Here is a 20,132-nt window from a genome sequence, read left to right on the forward strand (position 1 = left end):
CGCCGTCGATCCGCCAGTCGAAGGTGATGCCATGAAACGGGAAGCGCTCCGCGTCGAACCGATCTCCTCTTTTCTCGAGAAGTGGGGAGCGCCTCCGGGATCGCCGGTGACGCGCGCCGGCAACATGATCTTTGTCTCGGGCCTGCCGCCATTCGATCCGCAGACCGGCGAAATCCTCAGCGTTCCGATCGAGCGCCAGACCGAACTCGTGCTCGAGCAGATGAAACGCTGTCTGGAGGCCGCGGGCGCATCGCTGGACAATGTGATGAAGTGCAACATCTACTGCACCTCGGCCAGGCACTTTGCGGCCGTCAACTCGGTCTACCGGCGCTACTTTCCAGAGGACCCGCCGGCCCGCATCTTCGTTTGCATCCCCGAATGGACCGGGCCGTTCGACATCGAGATCGATTGCGTGGCGATGATGTAGTTCACAAATCCTGCCGCGTCAGCCGGCCATACGGCGGCGCCATGGACCGGGCTGGCGCCTTCTTCGCGGGCTCGCCGCCCGTCAGCGCCATTACCGACACCGTGACCACGCGTTCGACGATCGCATTCACGTCGTTGAGGTCGCATTGGCCTTCCGACAGTTTCGTCAGCCGTTCCTTTTCGCGGATCGTGTGGTGCGACATCGCGAGCGCAAAATGCAGGCCCCAATAGAGCTCGGCGTCGTCGCGGCCGGGCAGGGAGCGGCGCATTGCGGCGACGAATTTCCGCAGATGATCGACCTCGCGATTCTTGATGCGGCGGATCGGCGGTACTGACTCGATCGAGGCGCGGATCATGAACCGTGCCGCGGTCGAGCCTTCGCGGTCCGGGCCGAGGCAGCCGCGCAAGGTGGGGCCGACCAGCGCGTGCATGATGGCCTCGATCGAGGCGCGGCCGCCGCCGGCTTCCTCGGCCGCCTTCAGTTCGTTGAGCCGCTCGCGGTTGGTGGCGAGGCTGCGGGTCACGAACAATTCCGCGATCAACTCGTCCTTCGAACCGAAATGATAGTTCACCGCGGCGAGATTGACGTTCGCCTCGGCAACGATGTCGCGCAGCGTCACGTCGCCAAAACCGCGATCGGCGTAAAGCCGTTCGGCGGCGGCGAGAATGGCGGAGCGGGTATGATCGGACGCCATATCTGGTCCCCTGTTGGGGAGTTGCATTTCAAACGCGTGTATGAAACTATCGTTTGAAGGGCGGCGAATGTCAATCCACCTCGGTTCGTGCATCAGCAAATCTCTTGCGGCGCACGAGGGGCGGGCAGACAGTGCCGCCAAAGGTTTCAAAAGCCAGCGAATATCCAAGGAAGGGAGCGTCCCATGGACTTCAATATGTCAGAACGCCAGACCGAATGGCTCAACCGCGTTCGTTCGTTCATGAAAACGCATGTTCGGCCCGCAGTGCCGATCTACGACAAGCAGGATGCAGAGGGACCGCGCTGGAAGGTGATCCCGGTCCTCGAGGATCTGAAGAAGAAGGCCAGGGCCGAAGGCCTCTGGAACATGTTCATGCCGCCGAACGCGCATGAGGATGACGAATTCCGCGGCGCGGGATTGACCAACCTCGAATATGCGTTGCTGTCGGAAGAGATGGGCCGCATCTCCTGGGCATCGGAAGTGTTCAATTGTTCCGCCCCGGATACCGGTAACATGGAAGTGTTCATCCGCTACGGCACCAAGGAGCAGAAGCGGAAGTGGCTGCGGCCGCTGATGGACGGTGAAATCCGTTCCGCCTTCCTGATGACCGAGCCCGCGGTGGCGTCGTCGGACGCGACCAACATCGAAACGCGCATCGAAAAGGATGGCGACCACTACGTCATCAACGGCCGCAAATGGTGGTCGTCAGGCGTCGGCGACCCCCGCTGCAAGATCGCGATCCTGATGGGCAAGACCGATCCGAACGAGGCGAAACACAAGGCGCAGTCGCAGATCCTGGTTCCGCTCGATACCCCCGGCATCAAGGTCGAGAAAATGCTTCCGGTGTTCGGCTATGACGATGCGCCGCACGGCCACGCCCAGGTGCTGCTGGAGAACGTCCGGGTTCCTGCGGAAAACATCCTGCTCGGCGAGGGCCGCGGCTTCGAGATCGCGCAGGGCCGTCTTGGTCCGGGCCGCATCCATCACTGCATGCGCACCATCGGCAAGGCCGAGGAAGCGCTTGAGAAGATGGTGAAGCGGCTGGCCTCGCGCACTGCGTTCGGCAAGAAGATCATCGAGCACTCGGTGTGGGAACAGCGTATCGGCGAAGCGCGCGCCGACATCGAGATGAATCGCCTGCTGTGCCTCAAGGCTGCCGACATGATGGACAAGGTCGGCAACAAGACCGCACAGGCCGAGATCGCAATGATCAAGGTCACCGCGCCCAACATGGCCTTGAAGATCATCGACAACGCCATCCAGTCCTACGGCGGCGCCGGCGTCTCCGACGAAGCCGGCCTGGCGAAGGATTATGCCCATATCCGTACGCTCCGCCTGGCCGACGGTCCGGACGAGGTGCACAATCGCGCCATTGCCAGACTTGAACTTCGGAAGTATGCAAACACGTCGCACTGATCTTGCTGCGTGATCACTGCCTGAACCTCATCCTGAGGAGCCCGCAGGGCGTCTCGAAGGATGTAGGCCACGGTGGGGCCTCATGGTTCGAGACGCGCGTGGAGTTTATCATCGGGCCGCGCTTTGCGCGGACCCGGTGGCGTCCTCACCATGAGGGTGTGACGGATGAACCAAAGGGAACGCCTGATGGCGTTCCCCAAGAACCATTCAAGGGAGCGTCATCGTGGCGGACGGCGTCAGGAAAGACGAAGAGTTTTCAGGCACCAAGGAAGTCGAGGAGCGTCATCGCATCGATGAAAAGCGCCTCGATGCGTGGATGCGCGAAAACGTTGAAGGCTATCAGGGACCACTGACCGTCCTGCAGTTCAAGGGCGGCCAGTCCAACCCGACCTACCGGCTCGATACGCCCGGGCGATCCTATGTGATGCGGCGCAGGCCGTTCGGCAAATTGCTGCCGTCGGCGCATGCGGTGGATCGCGAATTCCGCGTCATCGCCGCGCTCAGCAAGCAGGGATTTCCGGTTGCAAAGGCCTATGCGCTCTGCACCGACGACGGCGTGATCGGCTCGGCCTTCTACATCATGTCGATGGAAGAGGGGCGGGTGCTGTGGGATCCGACGCTGCCGAGCCAGACGCCGGAAGATCGCTACAAGATTTTCACCAGCAAGATCGAGACACTTGCAAAACTGCATCTGTTCGATCCGCAGGCCATCGGCCTCGGCGATTTCGGCAAGCCCGGCAATTATTTTGCGCGGCAGGTCGATCGCTGGACCAAACAATACCGCGCCTCCGAGACCCAGCACATTCCGGAATTCGAAAAGCTCGCCGAATGGCTGCCGAAGACGGTGCCGGAGCAGAAGCGCGTTTCCATCGTCCATGGCGACTATCGCCTCGACAATATGATCTTCCACGCCACCGAGCCGCGCGTGCAAGCGGTGCTGGACTGGGAATTGTCGACGCTCGGCGATCCCATGGCCGACTTCACTTACCTGTTGATGCAATGGACCATGCCGGGCCTCGCCAACGCCGATCTGAAGGCGCTGAACATCCCGAGCATGGAAGCGGCCGCGCAGATCTACTGCAACGTGACCGGTACCGAGGTCCCCGACCTGAACTGGTATTTCTCCTACAATCTGTTCCGCCTTGCGGGCATCACGCAGGGTATTGCGGGCCGGATCCGCGACGGCACCGCGGCCAACGCCAAGGCCATCGAGTCGGCGAAGCGCACGGTGCCGCTGTCGCAGGCCTCCTGGGAATACGCGCAGAAGGCCGGCGCGAAATAATTTGCAACATGGCGCGGTCCATCCGGATCGCGCCATGTTTCATTCATTGCAACCGTAGGGTGGGCAAAGGCGCTTTAGCGCCGTAACTCGTCATACCCCGCGCATGCGGGGTATCCAGTACGCCGCGGCTTCTCGATTTATCGCTGGCGTCTCTGGAATACTGGATCGTCCGCCTTCGCGGACGATGACAAAGCCTGGACACGCTTTGCCCACCCTACGATCCACGGTTCACTGGAATTCCACTTGGCTCTCTCCCCAAATATCCGCGGCAGCCTGATCATGGCCACCGCCATGGCCGCTTTCACGATCAACGACTCCATCACCAAGGCGGTGTCGGCGGAAATCAATTTCGGCCAGGTGATGCTGGTGCGTGGCCTGTTCGCGATCGTGCTGGTCGCAGCGCTCGCGTTCCATCAGCGTGCGTTGCGCCCCCTGCGCACGGTGATGACCGCGCCGGTCGCGCTGCGCGTCATCGGCGAGGTCGGCGGCACGATATCGTTCATGGCGGCGCTCACGCACCTGCCGCTGGCCAATACTTCGGCGATCTTTCAGGCCTTGCCTCTCGCCATCACGCTCGGCGCGGCGCTGGTGTTTCGCGAGCCGGTCGGCTGGCGGCGCTGGCTGGCGATCGCGGCCGGTTTTGTCGGCATGCTCATCATCGTGCGGCCGGGAATTGCCGGCTTCAACCAGTTTTCGCTGCTGGCGTTGGTCTCGGTGGCGTTCTGCGCCCTGCGCGATCTCTCCACCAAGAAAATACCCGCGCAAATCCCCTCGCTGTTCATCACGCTGTTGATGACGGTGACGGTCACTTCGGCGGGCGCGGTCATCCTGTTTCCGCTCGGCGGCTGGACGCCGCCGTCCAGTCACGCGCTGGGCATGCTGGCGCTGGCGGCGGTGCTGGTGCTGATCGGCTATCAATGCATGATCGTGGCGCTGCGATCGGGCGATATCTCGGCGGTAGCGCCGTTCCGCTATTCCGCGCTGCTGTGGGCCATGCTGCTCGGCTATTTCATGTTCGGCGACAAGCCTGATGCCATGATGTTGCTCGGCGCCTCGATCATCGTCTCGTCCGGACTCTACGCGTTCTATCGCGAGCGCGTCCGCGCCCGGCCGGTGGCGGCCAGCACGTCAGGCATTCCGCCCGACGGGTTGTGATCGTCGCGTTGTTCGATGGAACCGATCGCGGGATGCTCCGGCAATTGACAGGCAGCAGCGCGATCATATCTCCCGCGCAAGAGGAGATCAGATCATGATCCAGCAACTTCGCATCTATGAGATCTTCGAACGGAACAAGGCCACGTTCCATAACCGGTTTCGCGATCACGCGGCGCGTATCATGCGTACCAAATACGGCTTTCGCATCGTCGCGATGTGGGAAACCAAATTCGGTGACAGAACCGAATTCGCCTATCTGCTGGAATGGCCCGACGAGGCGACCAAGACTGCGGCATGGTCGGCCTTCATGGCGGACACCGAATGGTCTGAAATCAAGCGCGTGACGCATGCGGAGCACGGACTGATGGTCGGGCAGATCGAGGATCGCTTGCTGGCGCCGGTGGATTATTCGCCGGTGAAAGGGAGTTTGCTGTCTGCGACAAATTAACCCGACGGGCAAAATTCCGCTTTCCTCGTCGGGCAAATCAGCGGTTTGAATTGTCGCGTCCCGCCCGACAAGAGGGGCGTGCGCACGTCACGAACGCGCGGCGGGATGCGGTGGACGCTGGTTCACGTCTGACGACGGCGTGGATTAAGCGTACGGCAAAACCGTGTGGTCCTGGCGCCCGTTGCTGGCGTCAAGCTGTCGGCTAAGCGCAAGCTGAACCGGTGGTGACGGAGTCAACCAAGAACTCGTCTCCGGGGAGATCACGGCATAAGCCGTAAAGCCATTGCGCAGGGAAGGCCGGGTGTTCTCCGCTGCCCTGTATGCTCGTGTGCAGCCTACTTAGTGCAAACCGCACACGGGACCGCGGGTGCAGCGCGCACCCGGTCTTCCCTGCGCCCTCTCATTTGAGGGCGGGAAGTTGCTGGCAAAGCTCGGGCGCAATGCGTCGCGAGAATTTAAAGTCACGTCGAAATGAATTTGAACGTGCGAAAATCTTCTACGTGTCCCGGACGCGGTGCAGCGCGCAGCGCTGCTCCGCAGAGCCGGGACCCACCCACTTGCGCAAGTGGAGCGATGGGCCCCGGCTCAGCAGCGCACCACGCCGCAAGTGCGGCGCGCTGCGCAGCGTCCGGGGCACGAGATTTAAACCGGCTTCCCCGTATACGGCATCGAGGCCGTCAAGCCGCCGTCGACCGGGATCGCCTGGCCGTTGACGTAGGACGCGTCATCACTCGCAAGGAACAGTCCCATCGCCGCGAGTTCATGCGGCTGGCCGGCGCGCTTCAGCGGATTGAGTTGTCCGATCTTGTCCTGCGTGCCGCGCTCCTTGGCGCGATCGAACACCGGTTTTGTCATTCCCGTTTCGATCAGCCCCGGGCACACCGCATTGATGCGCACGCCGGTGCCGGACAGCGAATAGGCCGTGGTCTGGACCAGGCTGATGACGCCGGCCTTGCTCGCGCCATAGGGATGTCCGCTGGCGCCGGCCTTGAGACCTGCGACGGAAGCGGTGCAGACGATCGAGCCCGACTTCTGCCTGATCATGTGCGGCATCGAATGCTTGATCGCAAGGAACGGTCCGATCAGGTTGATGCGCAGCACCTCCTGCCAATGCTCCACCGTCTGTTCGGGAATCGGAACCAGCCCGCCGCTGACGCCGGCATTGGCCCAGATCGCATCGAGCTTGCCGTATTTCGAGACCGCCTTGTCGATGAAGGCCTTCACGTCGGCTTCCGATCCCGCATCCGCCATCACGGCTTCGACAATGCCGCCGGCGTCACTGACGAGCTTTGCGGTTTCCTTCGCCGCTTCGCTGTGATCGACCGCAATCAGCTTTGCGCCTTCCCTGGTGAACAACAAGGAGGCTGCGCGTCCGATGCCGCTGCCTGCGCCGGTGATGATGACGGATTTGCCTTCGAGGCGGCCCATGAAGTTTCTCCCTGGAGTATACAAGGTCGGCGTCTGCCGCCTTGCGGAATTTCAAACAAGTTTTCAAACGCTCAAGAACGTCGAAGTGACTTGAGGCGGTGCGTGCTCTGACGTACAGCGTCATCGAATGCTATTGCAAACACTATTGAAGGGCTTTGGCGATGTCCAATCCAGGCAAACCGAATGAGGTCACGACGCGCTGGTGGTGGGTGCGGCATGCGCCGGTCCGCGAGGACGGCGGCTGCATCTACGGGCAGAAGGATCTGGGTTGCGACACCAGCGATCGCGTGGTGTTCGACGCGGTCGGAAAAATCCTGCCGCGCAATGCGGTCTGGTATGCAAGCAATCTGAAGCGCACGCATCAGACCGCAGCCGCGATCTGGGCTGCCGGCTTTCCCAAGCCCGCTGACATGCCGCACGAGAAGGCGTTTGCCGAACAGCATCTCGGCGAATGGCAGGGCATGAATCGCGCGGCGTTTCTGGCGAGGCAACCCGCCGGCAGTCACTGGTTCGCGGCGATCGACGAACCCGCGCCCGGCGGTGAGAGTTTTATGGACCTCTATTACCGCGTCCGCGGCGCGATCGAGCGCATCACGAAGGAGCAGGCGGGCAAGGACGTCATCGTCGCCGCGCATGGCGGAACCATCAAGGCCGCCATTGGTCTTGCGTTGGGCGGTCAACCCGACAAGGGCCTCGCCTTTGATGTCGACAATGTATCGGTGACGCGGCTCGATCACATCGCAACTGGAAGCCATTCGATCTGGCGGCTTCCGATGGTCAACCAGCAGCCATGGATCGCCGACCCTTCGCACAATGCGATGCATCAGCCGGCGGGGCCGGAGGTCGTTCCGCCCGCGACGAAGCTTGCTTGAGCGTTGTCGAACACCGCAAAGGCTGCTTAGTTTGAATCTGAAAAACGACAACCGGTGTAATGCCGGATCAACAACTGGGAGAGAGACATGAGCTTGTTCGACATGAAGGGCAAAGTCGCCGTCATCACCGGCTCCACGCGCGGCATCGGCCTTGCCATCGCCGAGCGGATGGCCGAGCACGGCGCCAAGGTCGTGATCTCCTCGCGCAAGCAGGATGTCTGCGACCAGGTCACCAAATCGATCAACGAGAAATTCGGCAAGGGCACGGCGGTCTCGATCGCGGCGAATATTTCGAGCAAGGAAAACCTGCAAAACCTCGTCGATGAATCCAACCGCGCCTTCGGCAAGATCGACGTGCTGGTCTGCAACGCCGCGTCCAACCCTTACTATGGTCCGCTCGGCGGCATCTCCGACGATCAGTTCCGCAAGATCCTGGACAACAACATCGTCGCCAACAACTGGCTGATCAACATGGTCGTGCCGCAGATGATCGAGCGCAAGGACGGCTCGATCATCATCGTGTCTTCGATCGGCGGTCTGAAGGGTTCGACCGTGCTCGGCGCCTACGCGATCTCGAAGGCCGCCGACATGCAGCTCGCGCGCAACCTCGCCTGCGAATACGGCAAGCACAACATCCGTGTGAACTGCATCGCGCCCGGCCTGATCAAGACCGATTTTGCCAAGGCGCTGTGGGACAATCCCGATACCCTGAAAGCCTCGACCGCGCGCTCGCCGCTGCTCCGCATCGGCACCCCCGACGAGATCGCCGGCGCCGCCGTCTTCATGGGATCGGCCGCCGGCGACTTCATGACCGGCCAGACCATCGTGATCGATGGCGGAGCTACGATTAGTTGAGATCGAAGCTGGGCATGCCACGCACTCAACTGTCATCACCCGCGAAAGCGGGTGATCCAGTATTCCAGAGGCGTGAGTGATTCAGCCGAGAAGCCGCAGCGTACTGGGTCACCCGCCCCCCGTGCGCAATTGCGCACTAGGGCGGGTGACGACAGCAATCGTCACTCCACCGCCGCGTACACCAGGTTCCGCAACATCGTGCGGATGTATTCCCGCTGGCCCGGGCCCTGCATCATGAACACCGCGAACAGGTCCTCCTTCGGATCGATCCAGAAGAACGTCCCGGCCATCCCGCTCCAGAAGAAGTTGCCGCGCGAGCCCGGGAACGGCGCCATGCCGTCATGGGTGCGGACGGCGAAGCCGAGGCCAAAGCCGTGACCGGCCGGCATCAGGGGCGAGTTGACCTTGACTGACGGAGCGAGGTGATCGGACGCCATCAGTTCCAGCGTCTTGCGGCTGACGATCCTGACGCCATCCAGCGTGCCGCCGCTCAGCAGCATCTGGCTGAAGCGGGCATAGTCCATCGTGGTCGAGACCAGCCCGCCGCCGCCGGATTCCATCACCGGCTTCTCGAGCATGTTGAAGAGCTGGACCTTGTCGCCGTTCCAGGGATCGGTCGGGAACGCCTCGGCCAGCCGGCCGGCATTTTCCTCCGCGGTGTGGAACGCGGTCTCGGCCATCTGCAGCGGCGCCAGGATCCGTTCGGTCAGGAAGGCGCCGAGCGACTTGCCGGAGACGACTTCGATGATGCGGCCGAGGATGTCGGTGGAGCGGCTGTAATTCCATTCCGCCCCGGGCTGGCAGATCAGCGGCATGCTCGCGACCATCACCGCATGTTCGGCATTGGTGATCTTGCGGCTGCGCAGCCGCGATTGCTGATAGAGCTGTTGCACCAGTCCGTTGCCGGTATGGTCGTAAGTGATACCGGAAGTGTGGCGCAGCAGGTCCTGCACCGTCATCTGCCGCTTCAGCGGCACCAGCTCGAGCTGGCCGTTGTGCTCGACGCCGACCTTCTGACCGGCGAATTCCGGGATGAATTTCGCGACGGGATCGCTGAGCAGGAAGTGGCCGTCCTCGATCAGCATCATGATGCCGATGGAGACGATCGGCTTGGTCATCGAGAAGATGCGGAAGATGCTGTCCTTCGCCATCGGCGCGGAAGAAGCGGGCGCCTGCCGGCCGATCGCGTCGAACCAGCCGATCTGGCCGCGGCGGGCCACCAGCACGGTCGCACCCGGCAGGGTTCCCTTGTCGACCTCGCGCTTGAAGGCGTCCGACATGCGTTGCAGGCGGGCGGTGGACAACCCGATCTGTTCCGGCTTGGCGTGGGGGAGGGACGGGGTCTGCGGGGCGGCGGTGTGCTTAGGGGCGGTCTGCGCGTTCATGGTCTCTCCCATTGCTCTTGGCTCTTGTTGTTGTGGGAGCAAGTTTGGCGCAGAACCCTTGACTTGAACAGGGCGGTTACCGATTTCCAGAGGGCTGCTCGCGGCTTCGCCCTTGCAATCGGGGCATCGCCTATGCTTGAAACGGGCCGAAACCGGCGGCGACGCATGGTTTGCGTAGGGGTGTAGCTCAGTTGGTAGAGTACCGGTCTCCAAAACCGGTTGTCGCAGGTTCGAGCCCTGCCGCCCCTGCCAGCTAAATCAAGGACTTAGATCAAAGGCTTGGGTGGGTTTCCTGCCGCCGTCCGGAACTAACCGAAGAACCCCACGACAACAGCCATGTCCGAAGTCGCGGGCGCCACGCCGCGCAGATTCGCGTCGATCACGCGCCGGCAGGCATCGATGGTGACGATGTCGCCGAGATCGTTGGCCGCATCGAGAACGCTCCAGGCGATGTCACCTGCAGGTCCGTCCTGGCCGGTCTGGGGTTGGCTGAGCAGCGACATCGTCACCTCATGGTCCATCAAGGGGACGGTCAGGATGGCGGGGAGCCTTTAAGAACCCGATCGCCCGCTGATTCGGATTTGACGGGCGCCCGCTACCTGCGGTTAACCAACGGCCTTCGGTCCGGCCGAGGCGTTTCCGCCGGCCCGGGGCCTTCCGCGGCCGGCGCATACCTTGACCTTTTGCCCGACTGGCAGTAGATACCCGCCACCTGCTGCCGGCCCGTTATGCGGATATCCGGCGCGGCTTTGAAATCCCCCGAACAATCGAGCCCGCTTGGCGGCTCATCCTTCGAGAGAGGGCTGGGCGCTAGAGGGCTGTTCGGATTCGCTTAAATTCAGAAATTCGTCTCAAAGGACGCGGTACCCAACGATGGCTATCAGCCCGTTCAAGTTCCTGCAGGAAGTGCGTTCGGAGACCGCCAAGGTCACCTGGCCGACCCGGCGCGAAGTGACCATCACCACCATCATGGTGTTCATCATGGTGGCGCTGTCTTCGATCTTCTTCTTCGCTGCGGATATGATCATCCGCTATCTCATTACCTTCCTGCTGGGCGTCCACTGATGAGCACCGGAACCCAAACGATGGACAAGCGCTGGTACATTGTTCACGCGTATTCGAACTTCGAGAAGAAGGTCGCGGAATCGATCCGCGAACAGTCCAAGCAGCGCGGGCTCGAGGACCTGTTCGAACTGGTGCTGGTGCCGACCGAAAAGGTCACCGAGGTGCGCCGCGGCCGCAAGATCGACGCCGAGCGCAAGTTCTTCCCCGGCTACGTGCTGGTGAAGATGAAGCTGACCGACGAGGCGTTCCATCTCATCAAGAACACGCCCAAGGTGACCGGCTTCCTGGGCGCCGAAAACAAGCCGATGCCGATCTCGGAGTCCGAGGCGATGCGGATCCTGCACCAGGTGCAGGAAGGCGTCGAACGTCCCAAGGCGTCGGTGTCGTTCGAAATCGGCGAGAATGTCCGCGTGGCCGATGGGCCGTTCGCGTCGTTCTCCGGCGTGGTCGAGGAAATTGACGAGGCACGCAGCCGCGTGAAGGTCGCAGTGTCGATCTTCGGCCGCGCGACGCCCGTCGAACTGGAATTCGGTCAGGTCGAGAAGGTCTGATCGTCTTGACCTCTTCCCGCATGCGGGGAGAGGGAAAAGTGCCGTGGGAGGAGATGGGTGATCGCCAGTCATCCGTTGAACCGCACCACGGTCCTGTGAAGCTTCCGGATGATCCGGAGCAACATGAGGAGTGACGTATGGCAAAGAAAGTGACCGGATACCTGAAATTGCAGGTGCCGGCGGGTGCTGCGAATCCTTCGCCCCCGATCGGTCCCGCGCTTGGTCAGCGCGGTCTCAACATCATGGAATTCTGCAAGGCGTTCAACGCCCAGACGCAGAAGGAAGAAAAGAACACTCCGATTCCGGTGGTGATCACGATCTACGCCGATCGTTCGTTCACCTTCGAGATGAAGACCCCGCCGATGTCCTTCTTCCTCAAGCAGGCCGCCAAGATCCAGTCCGGTTCGAAAGCCCCGGGCCGCGACAAGGCAGGCTCGGTGACCAAAGCGCAGGTGCGCGAGATCGCCGAGAAGAAGATGAAGGATCTCAATTGCGATTCCGTCGAGTCGGCCATGAAGATGGTCGAGGGCTCCGCCCGTTCGATGGGTCTGGAAGTTGCGGGGTAACGGACCATGGCAATCGGAAAACGTTTGAAGAAGGCCCGCGAGGGCGTCGACCGCGAGAAGCTCTATCCGCTCGCGGACGCCATCAAGATGGTCAAGGAACGCGCCAAGTCGAAGTTCGACGAGACGATCGAGATCGCGATCAATCTCGGCGTCGATCCGCGTCACGCCGACCAGATGGTTCGCGGCGTGGTGACCCTGCCGAACGGCACCGGCCGCACGCTGCGCGTCGGCGTGTTCGCGCGCGGCGCCAAGGCGGAAGAAGCCAAGGCTGCGGGTGCTGACGTCGTCGGCGCCGAAGACCTGGTCGAGAAGGTGCAGGGCGGTGCGATCGACTTCGATCGTTGTATCGCCACCCCCGACATGATGCCGCTGGTCGGCCGCCTCGGTAAGGTGCTCGGCCCGCGCGGCATGATGCCGAACCCGAAGATCGGCACCGTGACGATGGACGTCGCCACCGCCGTGAAGGGCGCCAAGGGCGGCTCGGTCGAGTTCCGCGTCGAGAAGGCCGGCATCGTGCAGGCCGGCATCGGCAAGGCCTCGTTCACCGAAGAAAAGCTGGTGCAGAACGTCAAGGCGCTCGCGGATGCGGTCTCCAAGGCGAAACCCGCCGGCTCCAAGGGCACCTATATCCAGCGCGTGGCGGTCTCCTCCACCATGGGCCCGGGCGTCAAGGTCGAGCCGGGCACGCTGCTCGGTTAAGGTCTTGGGGCACGGATGAGAAAACAGGGCGGAATCGGGTGACCGGTTCCGCCCTTTGCTTTGCGACAGGGAAAGAACAACAACATGCCCGAGAAGGTCCTGGTCTATTCGCGCTTCCCGAAAGCCCTGATGGTGCGGATCGGTGAGCGCTACGAATTGCTGGATGCCGCGGGCAAGCCGCCGAACGAGACGTTCTCGGCCGAACAGCTCTCCGGTATTCGCGCGATGATCACGGCAGGCGGGACACCGCTCAGCGCCAACACGATGGACCAGATGCCGAAACTGGCCGCCATCGTCTGTTACGGCACCGGGTATGACGGCGTCGATCTCGCAGCGGTCGCCAAGCGCAAGATTGTGCTCGGCCACAGCCCGGGTGCGAATGCCACTTCCGTGGCCGACATTGCGGTGACGCTGATGCTGGCCGCGACCCGGCGCTTGCTGGCGGCCGACGATTACGTGCGCAGCGGAAGCTGGGCCGGCGCAAAACCGTCGCCGATGATGCGTCCACAAGCCGGCATGCCCGGCCGCAGGATCGGCGTCTACGGCATGGGGGAGATCGGCCGCAAGATCGCCGCGCGTGTCGCAGCCTTCGAGACCGAAGTGGGCTATTTCAGCCGCAGCCAGCACGACGTGCCGTATCGATATTTTCCGACGCTCGAGGCGCTCGCGGAATGGTGCAGCGTGCTCATGATCGCCGTTCGTGCCGGCAGCGACACCCACCATGCGGTCGATGCCAATATCCTGAACAGGCTGGGCAAGGACGGCTACGTCGTCAACATCGCGCGGGGTTCGGTGATCGATCAGCAGGCGCTGGTCGCGGCGCTGACCGACCAGACCATCGCCGGCGCCGGCCTCGACGTCTACGCCAGGGAGCCGCACGCGCCGGACGCGCTGACGGCACTGCCGAACGTCGTGCTGTCTCCGCATATCGGCGGCCACACGCTGGAATCGCATGTGGCGATGCAGGACTGTGTGATGGCCAATCTCGAGGCCTATTTCGCCGGCAAGTTGCTGCCTTACGCGGTCAAGCTCGGTTGATTGCCAGCCGCTGGCAACGCCTGGACGGACGGGAACTGTGCCGGGAAGGGGCGTTTCCCCATTTGTGGCAGCGGCCTGAATTTTGCCCTTGGCAAGACGGGCGAGAATCGGTAAAGAACGGCTTCCGGGCGTGCTGGCCGTTGCTGGCACGTCTGTGCTCGCATTCCGAAAACCCGATACGGTAGGAGATCATTCCTTTCAGGACATCCGCCATGGATTGCTCGAAAGGAAGGAAAACTCATCGTCAGGCTGGAATGCGGCAGGGGGCGTCCGGCTTGCCGGATAACCTCGATCCTGTCCAAGACTGCAGGCGCCCAAGTTGAGATGCAAGTCTCTTCAACGGCTTAATCGCATAGCCTGCACAGACGGGTGAAGACCGGATTTTGCTTCGCGTCGCGTCATGCGGCGTGTGGGCCGATTTGGTTCGAACCTCGACACCCCGCGCCATCTGGTTCGGGAGGGCAGGCTTTTCAATGTCGTCTTGCCCGACGTGTCCGAAGGACTGGTGTCTTGAGGTCAGGTTTTGGGTGAGACGGTGGGTGCAACCCGGCGGTCTCGCCTCACGCGAAGGCCGCCAACCGGAGAGAGCTTGCTGTGGAAAGAGCGGCAAAAAAGGACGCGGTTGAGGCGCTGAACGGGGTCTTCAAGACCACCAGCGTTGCAGTCGTCGCCCACTATTCCGGCCTCACCGTGGCCCAGATGCAGAAGCTGCGCATGCAGATGAAGCAGGCGGGTGCGTCGGTGAAGGTCTCGAAGAACCGTCTCGCCAAAATTGCTCTTGAAGGCACGGATGTCGTTGCCATCGGTTCCCTGCTGAAGGGACCGACCGTGATCGCCACTTCAGACGATCCGGTAGCGGCGCCGAAGGTTGCCATCGAATTCGCCAAGACGAACGAGCAGTTCGTCATTCTCGGCGGCTCGATGGGTAAAACCGTCCTGGATGTTAACGGCGTGAAGGCTCTTGCCTCGCTGCCGTCACTCGATGAACTGCGCGCAAAGCTTGTCGGCCTCCTAGTGGCGCCGGCGACCAAGATCGCTCAGCTCTCGACTGCGCCCGCGGCCAAGCTCGCTCGCGTCGTCCAGGCCTATGCCTCAAAGAGCGAAGCGGCCTGACCCTTCGCAAATCAAACCTGGTTCGAACCAATACGTTTAAGGAAACAGATCAATGGCTGACTTACAGAAAATCGTCGACGACCTCTCGAGCCTGACCGTGCTCGAAGCTGCCGAGCTCGCAAAGCTCCTTGAAGAAAAGTGGGGCGTGTCCGCCGCTGCCGCCGTTGCGGTTGCCGGTCCGGCCGGTGGTGGCGCTGCCGCCGCTCCCGCTGAAGAAAAGACCGACTTCACGGTCGTGCTCGCCGCCGCCGGCGAGAAGAAGATCGAAGTCATCAAGGAAGTCCGCGCCATCACCGGCCTGGGCCTCAAGGAAGCCAAGGACCTCGTCGAAGGCGCGCCGAAGCCGGTCAAGGAAGGCGTCAACAAGGACGAAGCCGAGAAGATCAAGGCCCAGCTCGAAAAGGCCGGCGCCAAGGTTGAACTCAAGTAACGCAAGTTACTTGGGACAAGGTCCCGGGCGGGGCGCAGCTGCACCCGGAATCGATGCAAAAGTCGTGCTATGGGACAACCGGACGCACGGCGTACACAAAAATGTGTGGGGATTCGCGGGGTTAACCCTCGAATCTCCACTATTGTCATCCCATATCGGGCTGGCAGCAGGAAAATACGGTAGGCGGCGGGAACGGCAGGGTTCTCGGCGTAAGCCGTTGGGAGACAGTCAAATTTCGGGCTTTTTCAGTCCGTGAAGCGATGGTTGGACGGGCGAGGTGCAGTCATGCGCCTTGCGCGTCGTTTTGCGTTTTGAAGGTCTGGAGAACGGATTTGGGACTTAATTCCTGAATTTGGGCTTGGTTCCGGCGAAGCGATTCGAAAATTCAACCCGGGGGCGATGGCAGTCGCGCTTCGGAAGGTTCGTCCATCAAGGGCGACGAAAATGAGAGGCCACGATGGCGCAGCAGACATTCACCGGTCGCAAACGCATCCGCAAGTTTTTTGGACACATCAAGGAAGTCGCCGAGATGCCGAACCTCATCGAGGTTCAGAAGGCGTCCTATGACCAGTTCCTGATGGTCGATGAGCCGGTCGGCGGCCGTCTGGACGAGGGCCTGCAGGCGGTCTTCCGTTCGGTGTTCCCGATCTCGGATTTCTCCGGCACCTCGATGCTGGAGTTCGTCCGCTATGAATTCGAGCCGCCGAAATACGACGTCGACGAGTGCCGTCAGCGCGGCATGACCTATGCGGCGCCGCTGAAGGTGACGCTGCGCCTGATCGTGTTCGATATCGACGAGGAAACCGGCGCCAAGTCGGTCAAGGACATCAAGGAGCAGGACGTCTACATGGGCGATATCCCGCTCATGACCATGAACGGCACCTTCGTCGTCAACGGCACCGAGCGCGTCATCGTCTCCCAGATGCACCGCTCCCCGGGCGTGTTCTTCGACCACGACAAGGGCAAGACCCATTCGTCCGGCAAGCTGCTGTTTGCCGCTCGCGTGATTCCGTACCGCGGTTCCTGGCTGGACATCGAGTTCGACGCCAAGGACATCGTGTTCGCGCGCATCGATCGCCGCCGCAAGATCCCCGTGACCTCGCTGATGTATGCGCTTGGTCTCGACGGCGAGACGATCCTGTCCACCTTCTACAAGAAGATCAATTACAAGCGCGCCAAGGAAGGCTGGCGCGTGCCGTTCGACGCCACCCGTTTCCGTGGCTACTCGACCATCAACGACCTGATCGACGCCGACACCGGCAAGGTCGTGCTCGAGGCCGGCAAGAAGCTGACCGTGCGCAGCGCGCGCCAGATGCAGGAAAAGGGCCTCAAGGCGCTCCGTCTGTCGGACGAAGAGCTGATCGGCAACTATCTGGCCGAAGACCTCGTCAATCCGAAGACCGGTGAAATCTACGCCGAAGCCGGCGAGGAACTGACCGAGAAGTCGCTGAAGGCGCTCAACGAGCAGGGCTACAAGGAACTGCCGCTGCTCGACATCGACCACGTCAATGTCGGCGCCTACATCCGCAACACGCTGCACGCCGACAAGAACATGACGCGTGAAGACGCGCTGTTCGACATCTACCGCGTGATGCGTCCCGGCGAGCCGCCGACCATCGACTCGGCGCAGACCATGTTCCAGTCGCTGTTCTTCGACAGTGAGCGCTACGACCTGTCCGCGGTCGGCCGCGTCAAGATGAACATGCGCCTCGAGCTCGACGCGCCCGACACCCACCGCACGCTGCGCAAGGAAGACATCCTGGCCGTCATCAAGACGCTGGTCGACCTGCGCGACGGCAAGGGCGAGATCGACGACATCGACCATCTCGGCAACCGCCGGGTGCGTTCGGTCGGCGAATTGATGGAAAACCAGTACCGCATCGGCCTCCTGCGCATGGAGCGCGCGATCAAGGAGCGCATGTCCAGTGTCGATATCGACACCGTGATGCCGCAGGACCTGATCAACGCCAAGCCGGCGGCTGCCGCGGTGCGCGAGTTCTTCGGCTCCTCGCAGCTGTCGCAGTTCATGGACCAGACCAACCCGCTGTCGGAGATCACCCACAAGCGCCGTCTCTCGGCGCTTGGACCGGGCGGTCTGACCCGCGAGCGCGCCGGCTTCGAAGTGCGCGACGTGCATCCGACGCATTACGGCCGTATCTGCCCGATTGAGACGCCGGAAGGCCCGAACATCGGTCTGATCAACTCGCTGGCGACCTTTGCGCGCGTCAACAAGTACGGCTTCGTCGAAACGCCTTACCGCAAGGTCAAGGACGGCCGCGTCACCGAGGAGGTCGTGTACCTCTCGGCGATGGAAGAGGGCCGTTATCGCGTCGCGCAAGCCAACGTGCCGCTCGACGCCAAGGGCCGCTTCACCGAAGACCTGATCATCTGCCGGCACGCCGGCGAAGTGCTGCCGATCACGCCGGACAAGGTCGACTACATGGACGTGTCGCCGAAACAGCTGGTTTCGGTTGCCGCGGCCCTGATCCCGTTCCTCGAGAACGACGACGCCAACCGCGCGCTGATGGGCTCGAACATGCAGCGCCAGGCGGTGCCGCTGGTTCGCGCCGAGGCGCCGTTCGTCGGCACCGGCATGGAAGGCGTGGTTGCGCGTGACTCCGGTGCTGCGATCGCGGCCCGCCGTTCCGGCGTGATCGACCAGATCGACGCCACCCGCGTCGTTATCCGCGCCACCGAGGATCTCGATCCCACCAAGTCGGGCGTCGATATCTACCGGCTGATGAAGTACCAGCGCTCCAACCAGTCGACCTGCATCAACCAGCGTCCGCTGGTGAAGGTCGGCGATATCGTCAAGAAGGGCGACATCATCGCCGACGGTCCCTCGACCGATCTCGGCGAACTCGCGCTCGGCCGCAACGTGCTGGTCGCGTTCATGCCGTGGAATGGCTACAACTTCGAAGACTCGATCCTGCTCTCCGAGCGGATCGTGAAGGACGACGTCTTCACCTCGATCCACATCGAGGAATTCGAGGTGATGGCCCGCGACACCAAGCTTGGTCCGGAGGAAATCACCCGCGACATTCCGAACGTTTCGGAAGAAGCGCTGAAGAACCTCGACGAAGCCGGTATCGTCTACATCGGCGCCGAAGTCCGCGCCGGCGACATCCTGGTCGGCAAGATCACGCCGAAGGGCGAAAGCCCGATGACGCCGGAAGAAAAGCTGCTGCGCGCCATCTTCGGCGAAAAGGCGTCCGACGTTCGCGACACCTCGCTCCGCGTGCCCCCGGGCGTGCAGGGCACGATCGTCGAAGTGCGCGTGTTCAACCGTCACGGCGTCGACAAGGACGAGCGTGCGCTGGCGATCGAACGGGAAGAGATCGAGCGTCTGGCCAAGGACCGCGACGACGAGCAGGCGATTCTCGACCGTAACGTCTACGGCCGTCTGGCGGAGCTTCTGGAAAACCGCCAGGGCATCGCCGGTCCGAAGGGCTTCAAGAAGGACACCAAGATCACCCGTGCGGTGCTCGACGAGCATCCGCGCTCGCAGTGGTGGCTGTTCGCGTCGCCCAACGACAAGCTGATGGCTGAAATCGAGGCGATGCGGAAGCAGTACGACGAATCGAAGAAGGGCCTTGAACAGCGCTTCCTCGACAAGGTCGAGAAGCTGCAGCGTGGCGACGAATTGCCGCCCGGCGTGATGAAGATGGTCAAGGTCTTCGTCGCGGTGAAGCGCAAGATCCAGCCCGGCGACAAGATGGCCGGCCGTCACGGCAACAAGGGCGTGGTGTCCAAGATCGTTCCGATCGAGGACATGCCGTTCCTCGAGGACGGCACCCATGCCGACATCGTGCTCAATCCGCTGGGCGTGCCCTCGCGCATGAACGTCGGTCAGATTCTGGAGACGCATCTCGGCTGGGCCTGCGCCGGCCTCGGCAAGCGCATCGGCCAGACCATCGACAGCTATTATCAGAAGCAGGATCTCAAGCCGCTGCGCGAGACCCTGAAGAAGATCTATGGCGACGATGAAACCATCAAGACGATGAACGATGGCGAGTTGATGGAGCTTGGCAAGAACCTGAGCCACGGCGTGCCGATCGCAACGCCGGTGTTCGACGGCGCCAAGGAAGCCGACATCGAGGAGATGCTGAAGCTCGCGGGCTTCGACGCCTCGGGCCAGTCGACCGTCTATGACGGCCGGACCGGCGACGCCTTCGACCGCAAGGTGACGGTGGGCTACATCTACATGCTCAAGCTGCACCATCTCGTGGACGACAAGATCCACGCGCGTTCGATCGGACCGTACTCGCTCGTTACCCAGCAGCCGCTGGGCGGCAAGGCGCAGTTCGGTGGCCAGCGTTTCGGCGAAATGGAGGTCTGGGCGCTCGAAGCGTACGGCGCCGCCTACACGCTGCAGGAAATGCTGACCGTGAAGTCGGACGACGTCGCCGGCCGTACCAAGGTGTACGAGGCGATCGTACGCGGCGATGACACGTTCGAGGCGGGTATCCCGGAATCGTTCAACGTGCTGGTCAAGGAAATGCGCTCGCTCGGCCTCAACGTCGACCTGCACAATTCCAAGATCGGCCCGGCCACAACGTCCGAGGCGGCAGAGTAACGCTTACGAATTCATGTCCGGCGCATGCGGGCGAAGCCAGGTCTTCGCTCAGATGTGCCGGGCATTCGCACTCCGCTCGGACGTTGAGCAGGGCGCGCGCTGACAAAGAGTTTCGAATTTGCTGCCGGTGAC

The 20,132-nt window shown here is 62.3% G+C and carries 19 protein-coding genes and 1 tRNA gene; 16 read left to right on the plus strand and 4 right to left on the minus strand.

Annotated elements, in window-relative coordinates; genetic code table 11:
* Positions 1–31: 31 nt before the first annotated feature.
* Positions 32–427 carry a RidA family protein gene (locus tag JQ641_RS22210; RefSeq protein ID WP_211998067.1) on the plus strand — a complete coding sequence of 132 codons (396 nt, stop codon included), beginning with the start codon at positions 32–34 and terminating at the stop codon, positions 425–427.
* A gap of 1 nt (position 428) precedes the next feature.
* Here JQ641_RS22210 and JQ641_RS22215 read toward each other — a convergent pair whose 3' ends face one another.
* Positions 429–1,121 carry a TetR/AcrR family transcriptional regulator gene (locus tag JQ641_RS22215; RefSeq protein WP_192733893.1) on the minus strand — a complete coding sequence of 231 codons (693 nt, stop codon included), beginning with the start codon at positions 1,119–1,121 and terminating at the stop codon, positions 429–431.
* 183 nt (positions 1,122–1,304) lie between these two features.
* Between JQ641_RS22215 and JQ641_RS22220 the strand changes: the two genes are divergently transcribed.
* The 4 genes from JQ641_RS22220 (at position 1,305) to JQ641_RS22235 (ending at position 5,422) form a co-directional block, all read left to right on the plus strand.
* Positions 1,305–2,537: an acyl-CoA dehydrogenase family protein gene (locus JQ641_RS22220; protein ID WP_211998068.1), complete on the plus strand. Its 1,233-nt coding sequence runs from the start codon at positions 1,305–1,307 to the stop codon at positions 2,535–2,537.
* A gap of 223 nt (positions 2,538–2,760) precedes the next feature.
* On the plus strand, positions 2,761–3,819 hold the full coding sequence (locus tag JQ641_RS22225; protein ID WP_211998069.1) for a phosphotransferase family protein: 1,059 nt from the start codon (positions 2,761–2,763) through the stop codon (positions 3,817–3,819).
* 243 nt (positions 3,820–4,062) lie between these two features.
* On the plus strand, positions 4,063–4,974 hold the full coding sequence (locus tag JQ641_RS22230; RefSeq protein ID WP_211998070.1) for a DMT family transporter: 912 nt from the start codon (positions 4,063–4,065) through the stop codon (positions 4,972–4,974).
* A 94-nt stretch (positions 4,975–5,068) separates the two neighbouring features.
* Positions 5,069–5,422, plus strand: a complete 354-nt coding sequence (locus JQ641_RS22235) for an NIPSNAP family protein (protein ID WP_211998071.1) — start codon at positions 5,069–5,071, stop codon at positions 5,420–5,422.
* A 642-nt stretch (positions 5,423–6,064) separates the two neighbouring features.
* Here the strand turns inward: JQ641_RS22235 and JQ641_RS22240 are convergent.
* Positions 6,065–6,850, minus strand: a complete 786-nt coding sequence (locus tag JQ641_RS22240; RefSeq protein WP_211998072.1) for an SDR family NAD(P)-dependent oxidoreductase — start codon at positions 6,848–6,850, stop codon at positions 6,065–6,067.
* Positions 6,851–7,011: 161 nt separating this feature from the next.
* On the opposite strand from JQ641_RS22240, the gene JQ641_RS22245 reads away from it, so the two are divergent.
* Positions 7,012–7,722: a histidine phosphatase family protein gene (locus JQ641_RS22245; RefSeq protein ID WP_211998073.1), complete on the plus strand. Its 711-nt coding sequence runs from the start codon at positions 7,012–7,014 to the stop codon at positions 7,720–7,722.
* Positions 7,723–7,809: 87 nt separating this feature from the next.
* Complete coding sequence (locus JQ641_RS22250) at positions 7,810–8,577, plus strand: SDR family NAD(P)-dependent oxidoreductase (protein ID WP_211998074.1); 768 nt, start codon at positions 7,810–7,812, stop codon at positions 8,575–8,577.
* Positions 8,578–8,738: 161 nt separating this feature from the next.
* On the opposite strand, the gene JQ641_RS22255 is transcribed toward JQ641_RS22250, so the two are convergent.
* Positions 8,739–9,962 (minus strand): serine hydrolase domain-containing protein, encoded by a 1,224-nt coding sequence (locus JQ641_RS22255; protein ID WP_211998075.1) that lies wholly within the window; start codon positions 9,960–9,962, stop codon positions 8,739–8,741.
* A 176-nt stretch (positions 9,963–10,138) separates the two neighbouring features.
* Here JQ641_RS22255 and JQ641_RS22260 point away from each other — a divergent pair.
* Positions 10,139–10,214, plus strand: a tRNA-Trp gene (locus JQ641_RS22260).
* A gap of 56 nt (positions 10,215–10,270) precedes the next feature.
* Here the strand turns inward: JQ641_RS22260 and JQ641_RS22265 are convergent.
* The gene (locus JQ641_RS22265) at positions 10,271–10,465 is read right to left on the minus strand and encodes a hypothetical protein (RefSeq protein ID WP_211998076.1); all 195 of its coding nucleotides are present in this window, start codon (positions 10,463–10,465) and stop codon (positions 10,271–10,273) included.
* A 370-nt stretch (positions 10,466–10,835) separates the two neighbouring features.
* Here JQ641_RS22265 and secE point away from each other — a divergent pair, with 370 nt between their 5' ends.
* The 8 genes from secE (at position 10,836) to rpoB (ending at position 20,000) form a co-directional block, all read left to right on the plus strand.
* On the plus strand, positions 10,836–11,027 hold the full coding sequence (gene secE, locus JQ641_RS22270) for a preprotein translocase subunit SecE (RefSeq protein WP_211998077.1): 192 nt from the start codon (positions 10,836–10,838) through the stop codon (positions 11,025–11,027).
* A gap of 20 nt (positions 11,028–11,047) precedes the next feature.
* Positions 11,048–11,578: a transcription termination/antitermination protein NusG gene (gene nusG / locus JQ641_RS22275; RefSeq protein ID WP_211998187.1), complete on the plus strand. Its 531-nt coding sequence runs from the start codon at positions 11,048–11,050 to the stop codon at positions 11,576–11,578.
* Positions 11,579–11,715: 137 nt separating this feature from the next.
* On the plus strand, positions 11,716–12,144 hold the full coding sequence (gene rplK / locus JQ641_RS22280; protein ID WP_192733882.1) for a 50S ribosomal protein L11: 429 nt from the start codon (positions 11,716–11,718) through the stop codon (positions 12,142–12,144).
* Positions 12,145–12,150: 6 nt separating this feature from the next.
* Positions 12,151–12,843 carry a 50S ribosomal protein L1 gene (rplA, locus tag JQ641_RS22285; protein ID WP_192733881.1) on the plus strand — a complete coding sequence of 231 codons (693 nt, stop codon included), beginning with the start codon at positions 12,151–12,153 and terminating at the stop codon, positions 12,841–12,843.
* Positions 12,844–12,927: 84 nt separating this feature from the next.
* Positions 12,928–13,881, plus strand: a complete 954-nt coding sequence (locus JQ641_RS22290; RefSeq protein ID WP_211998078.1) for a 2-hydroxyacid dehydrogenase — start codon at positions 12,928–12,930, stop codon at positions 13,879–13,881.
* Positions 13,882–14,475: 594 nt separating this feature from the next.
* A complete protein-coding gene (rplJ, locus tag JQ641_RS22295; protein ID WP_211998079.1) occupies positions 14,476–14,994 on the plus strand; it encodes a 50S ribosomal protein L10 in 519 nt (172 codons plus the stop codon).
* Between the two features lie 52 nt (positions 14,995–15,046).
* Entirely contained in the window at positions 15,047–15,424 is a 378-nt protein-coding gene (rplL, locus tag JQ641_RS22300) for a 50S ribosomal protein L7/L12 (protein ID WP_192733878.1), read from the plus strand.
* Between the two features lie 457 nt (positions 15,425–15,881).
* Positions 15,882–20,000: a DNA-directed RNA polymerase subunit beta gene (gene rpoB / locus JQ641_RS22305; protein ID WP_192733877.1), complete on the plus strand. Its 4,119-nt coding sequence runs from the start codon at positions 15,882–15,884 to the stop codon at positions 19,998–20,000.
* Positions 20,001–20,132: the final 132 nt, after the last annotated feature.

It is taken from the genome of Bradyrhizobium sp. JYMT SZCCT0180 (genome assembly GCF_018130165.1).
Lineage (GTDB): Bacteria > Pseudomonadota > Alphaproteobacteria > Rhizobiales > Xanthobacteraceae > Bradyrhizobium.

Excerpts from the sequence above, each read along its gene's own strand:
- JQ641_RS22240 (WP_211998072.1), bottom strand. The coding sequence starts at position 6,850 with ATGGGCCGCCTCGAAGGCAAATCCGTCATCATCACCGGCGCAGGCAGC.
- JQ641_RS22210 (WP_211998067.1), top strand. The coding sequence starts at position 32 with ATGAAACGGGAAGCGCTCCGCGTCGAACCGATCTCCTCTTTTCTCGAG.
- rplK (WP_192733882.1), top strand. The coding sequence starts at position 11,716 with ATGGCAAAGAAAGTGACCGGATACCTGAAATTGCAGGTGCCGGCGGGT.
- rpoB (WP_192733877.1), top strand. The coding sequence starts at position 15,882 with ATGGCGCAGCAGACATTCACCGGTCGCAAACGCATCCGCAAGTTTTTT.
- JQ641_RS22245 (WP_211998073.1), top strand. The coding sequence starts at position 7,012 with ATGTCCAATCCAGGCAAACCGAATGAGGTCACGACGCGCTGGTGGTGG.
- JQ641_RS22265 (WP_211998076.1), bottom strand. The coding sequence starts at position 10,465 with ATGTCGCTGCTCAGCCAACCCCAGACCGGCCAGGACGGACCTGCAGGT.
- JQ641_RS22255 (WP_211998075.1), bottom strand. The coding sequence starts at position 9,962 with ATGAACGCGCAGACCGCCCCTAAGCACACCGCCGCCCCGCAGACCCCG.
- rplA (WP_192733881.1), top strand. The coding sequence starts at position 12,151 with ATGGCAATCGGAAAACGTTTGAAGAAGGCCCGCGAGGGCGTCGACCGC.
- secE (WP_211998077.1), top strand. The coding sequence starts at position 10,836 with ATGGCTATCAGCCCGTTCAAGTTCCTGCAGGAAGTGCGTTCGGAGACC.
- rplL (WP_192733878.1), top strand. The coding sequence starts at position 15,047 with ATGGCTGACTTACAGAAAATCGTCGACGACCTCTCGAGCCTGACCGTG.
- JQ641_RS22215 (WP_192733893.1), bottom strand. The coding sequence starts at position 1,121 with ATGGCGTCCGATCATACCCGCTCCGCCATTCTCGCCGCCGCCGAACGG.
- JQ641_RS22220 (WP_211998068.1), top strand. The coding sequence starts at position 1,305 with ATGGACTTCAATATGTCAGAACGCCAGACCGAATGGCTCAACCGCGTT.
- nusG (WP_211998187.1), top strand. The coding sequence starts at position 11,048 with ATGGACAAGCGCTGGTACATTGTTCACGCGTATTCGAACTTCGAGAAG.
- JQ641_RS22290 (WP_211998078.1), top strand. The coding sequence starts at position 12,928 with ATGCCCGAGAAGGTCCTGGTCTATTCGCGCTTCCCGAAAGCCCTGATG.
- JQ641_RS22235 (WP_211998071.1), top strand. The coding sequence starts at position 5,069 with ATGATCCAGCAACTTCGCATCTATGAGATCTTCGAACGGAACAAGGCC.
- JQ641_RS22250 (WP_211998074.1), top strand. The coding sequence starts at position 7,810 with ATGAGCTTGTTCGACATGAAGGGCAAAGTCGCCGTCATCACCGGCTCC.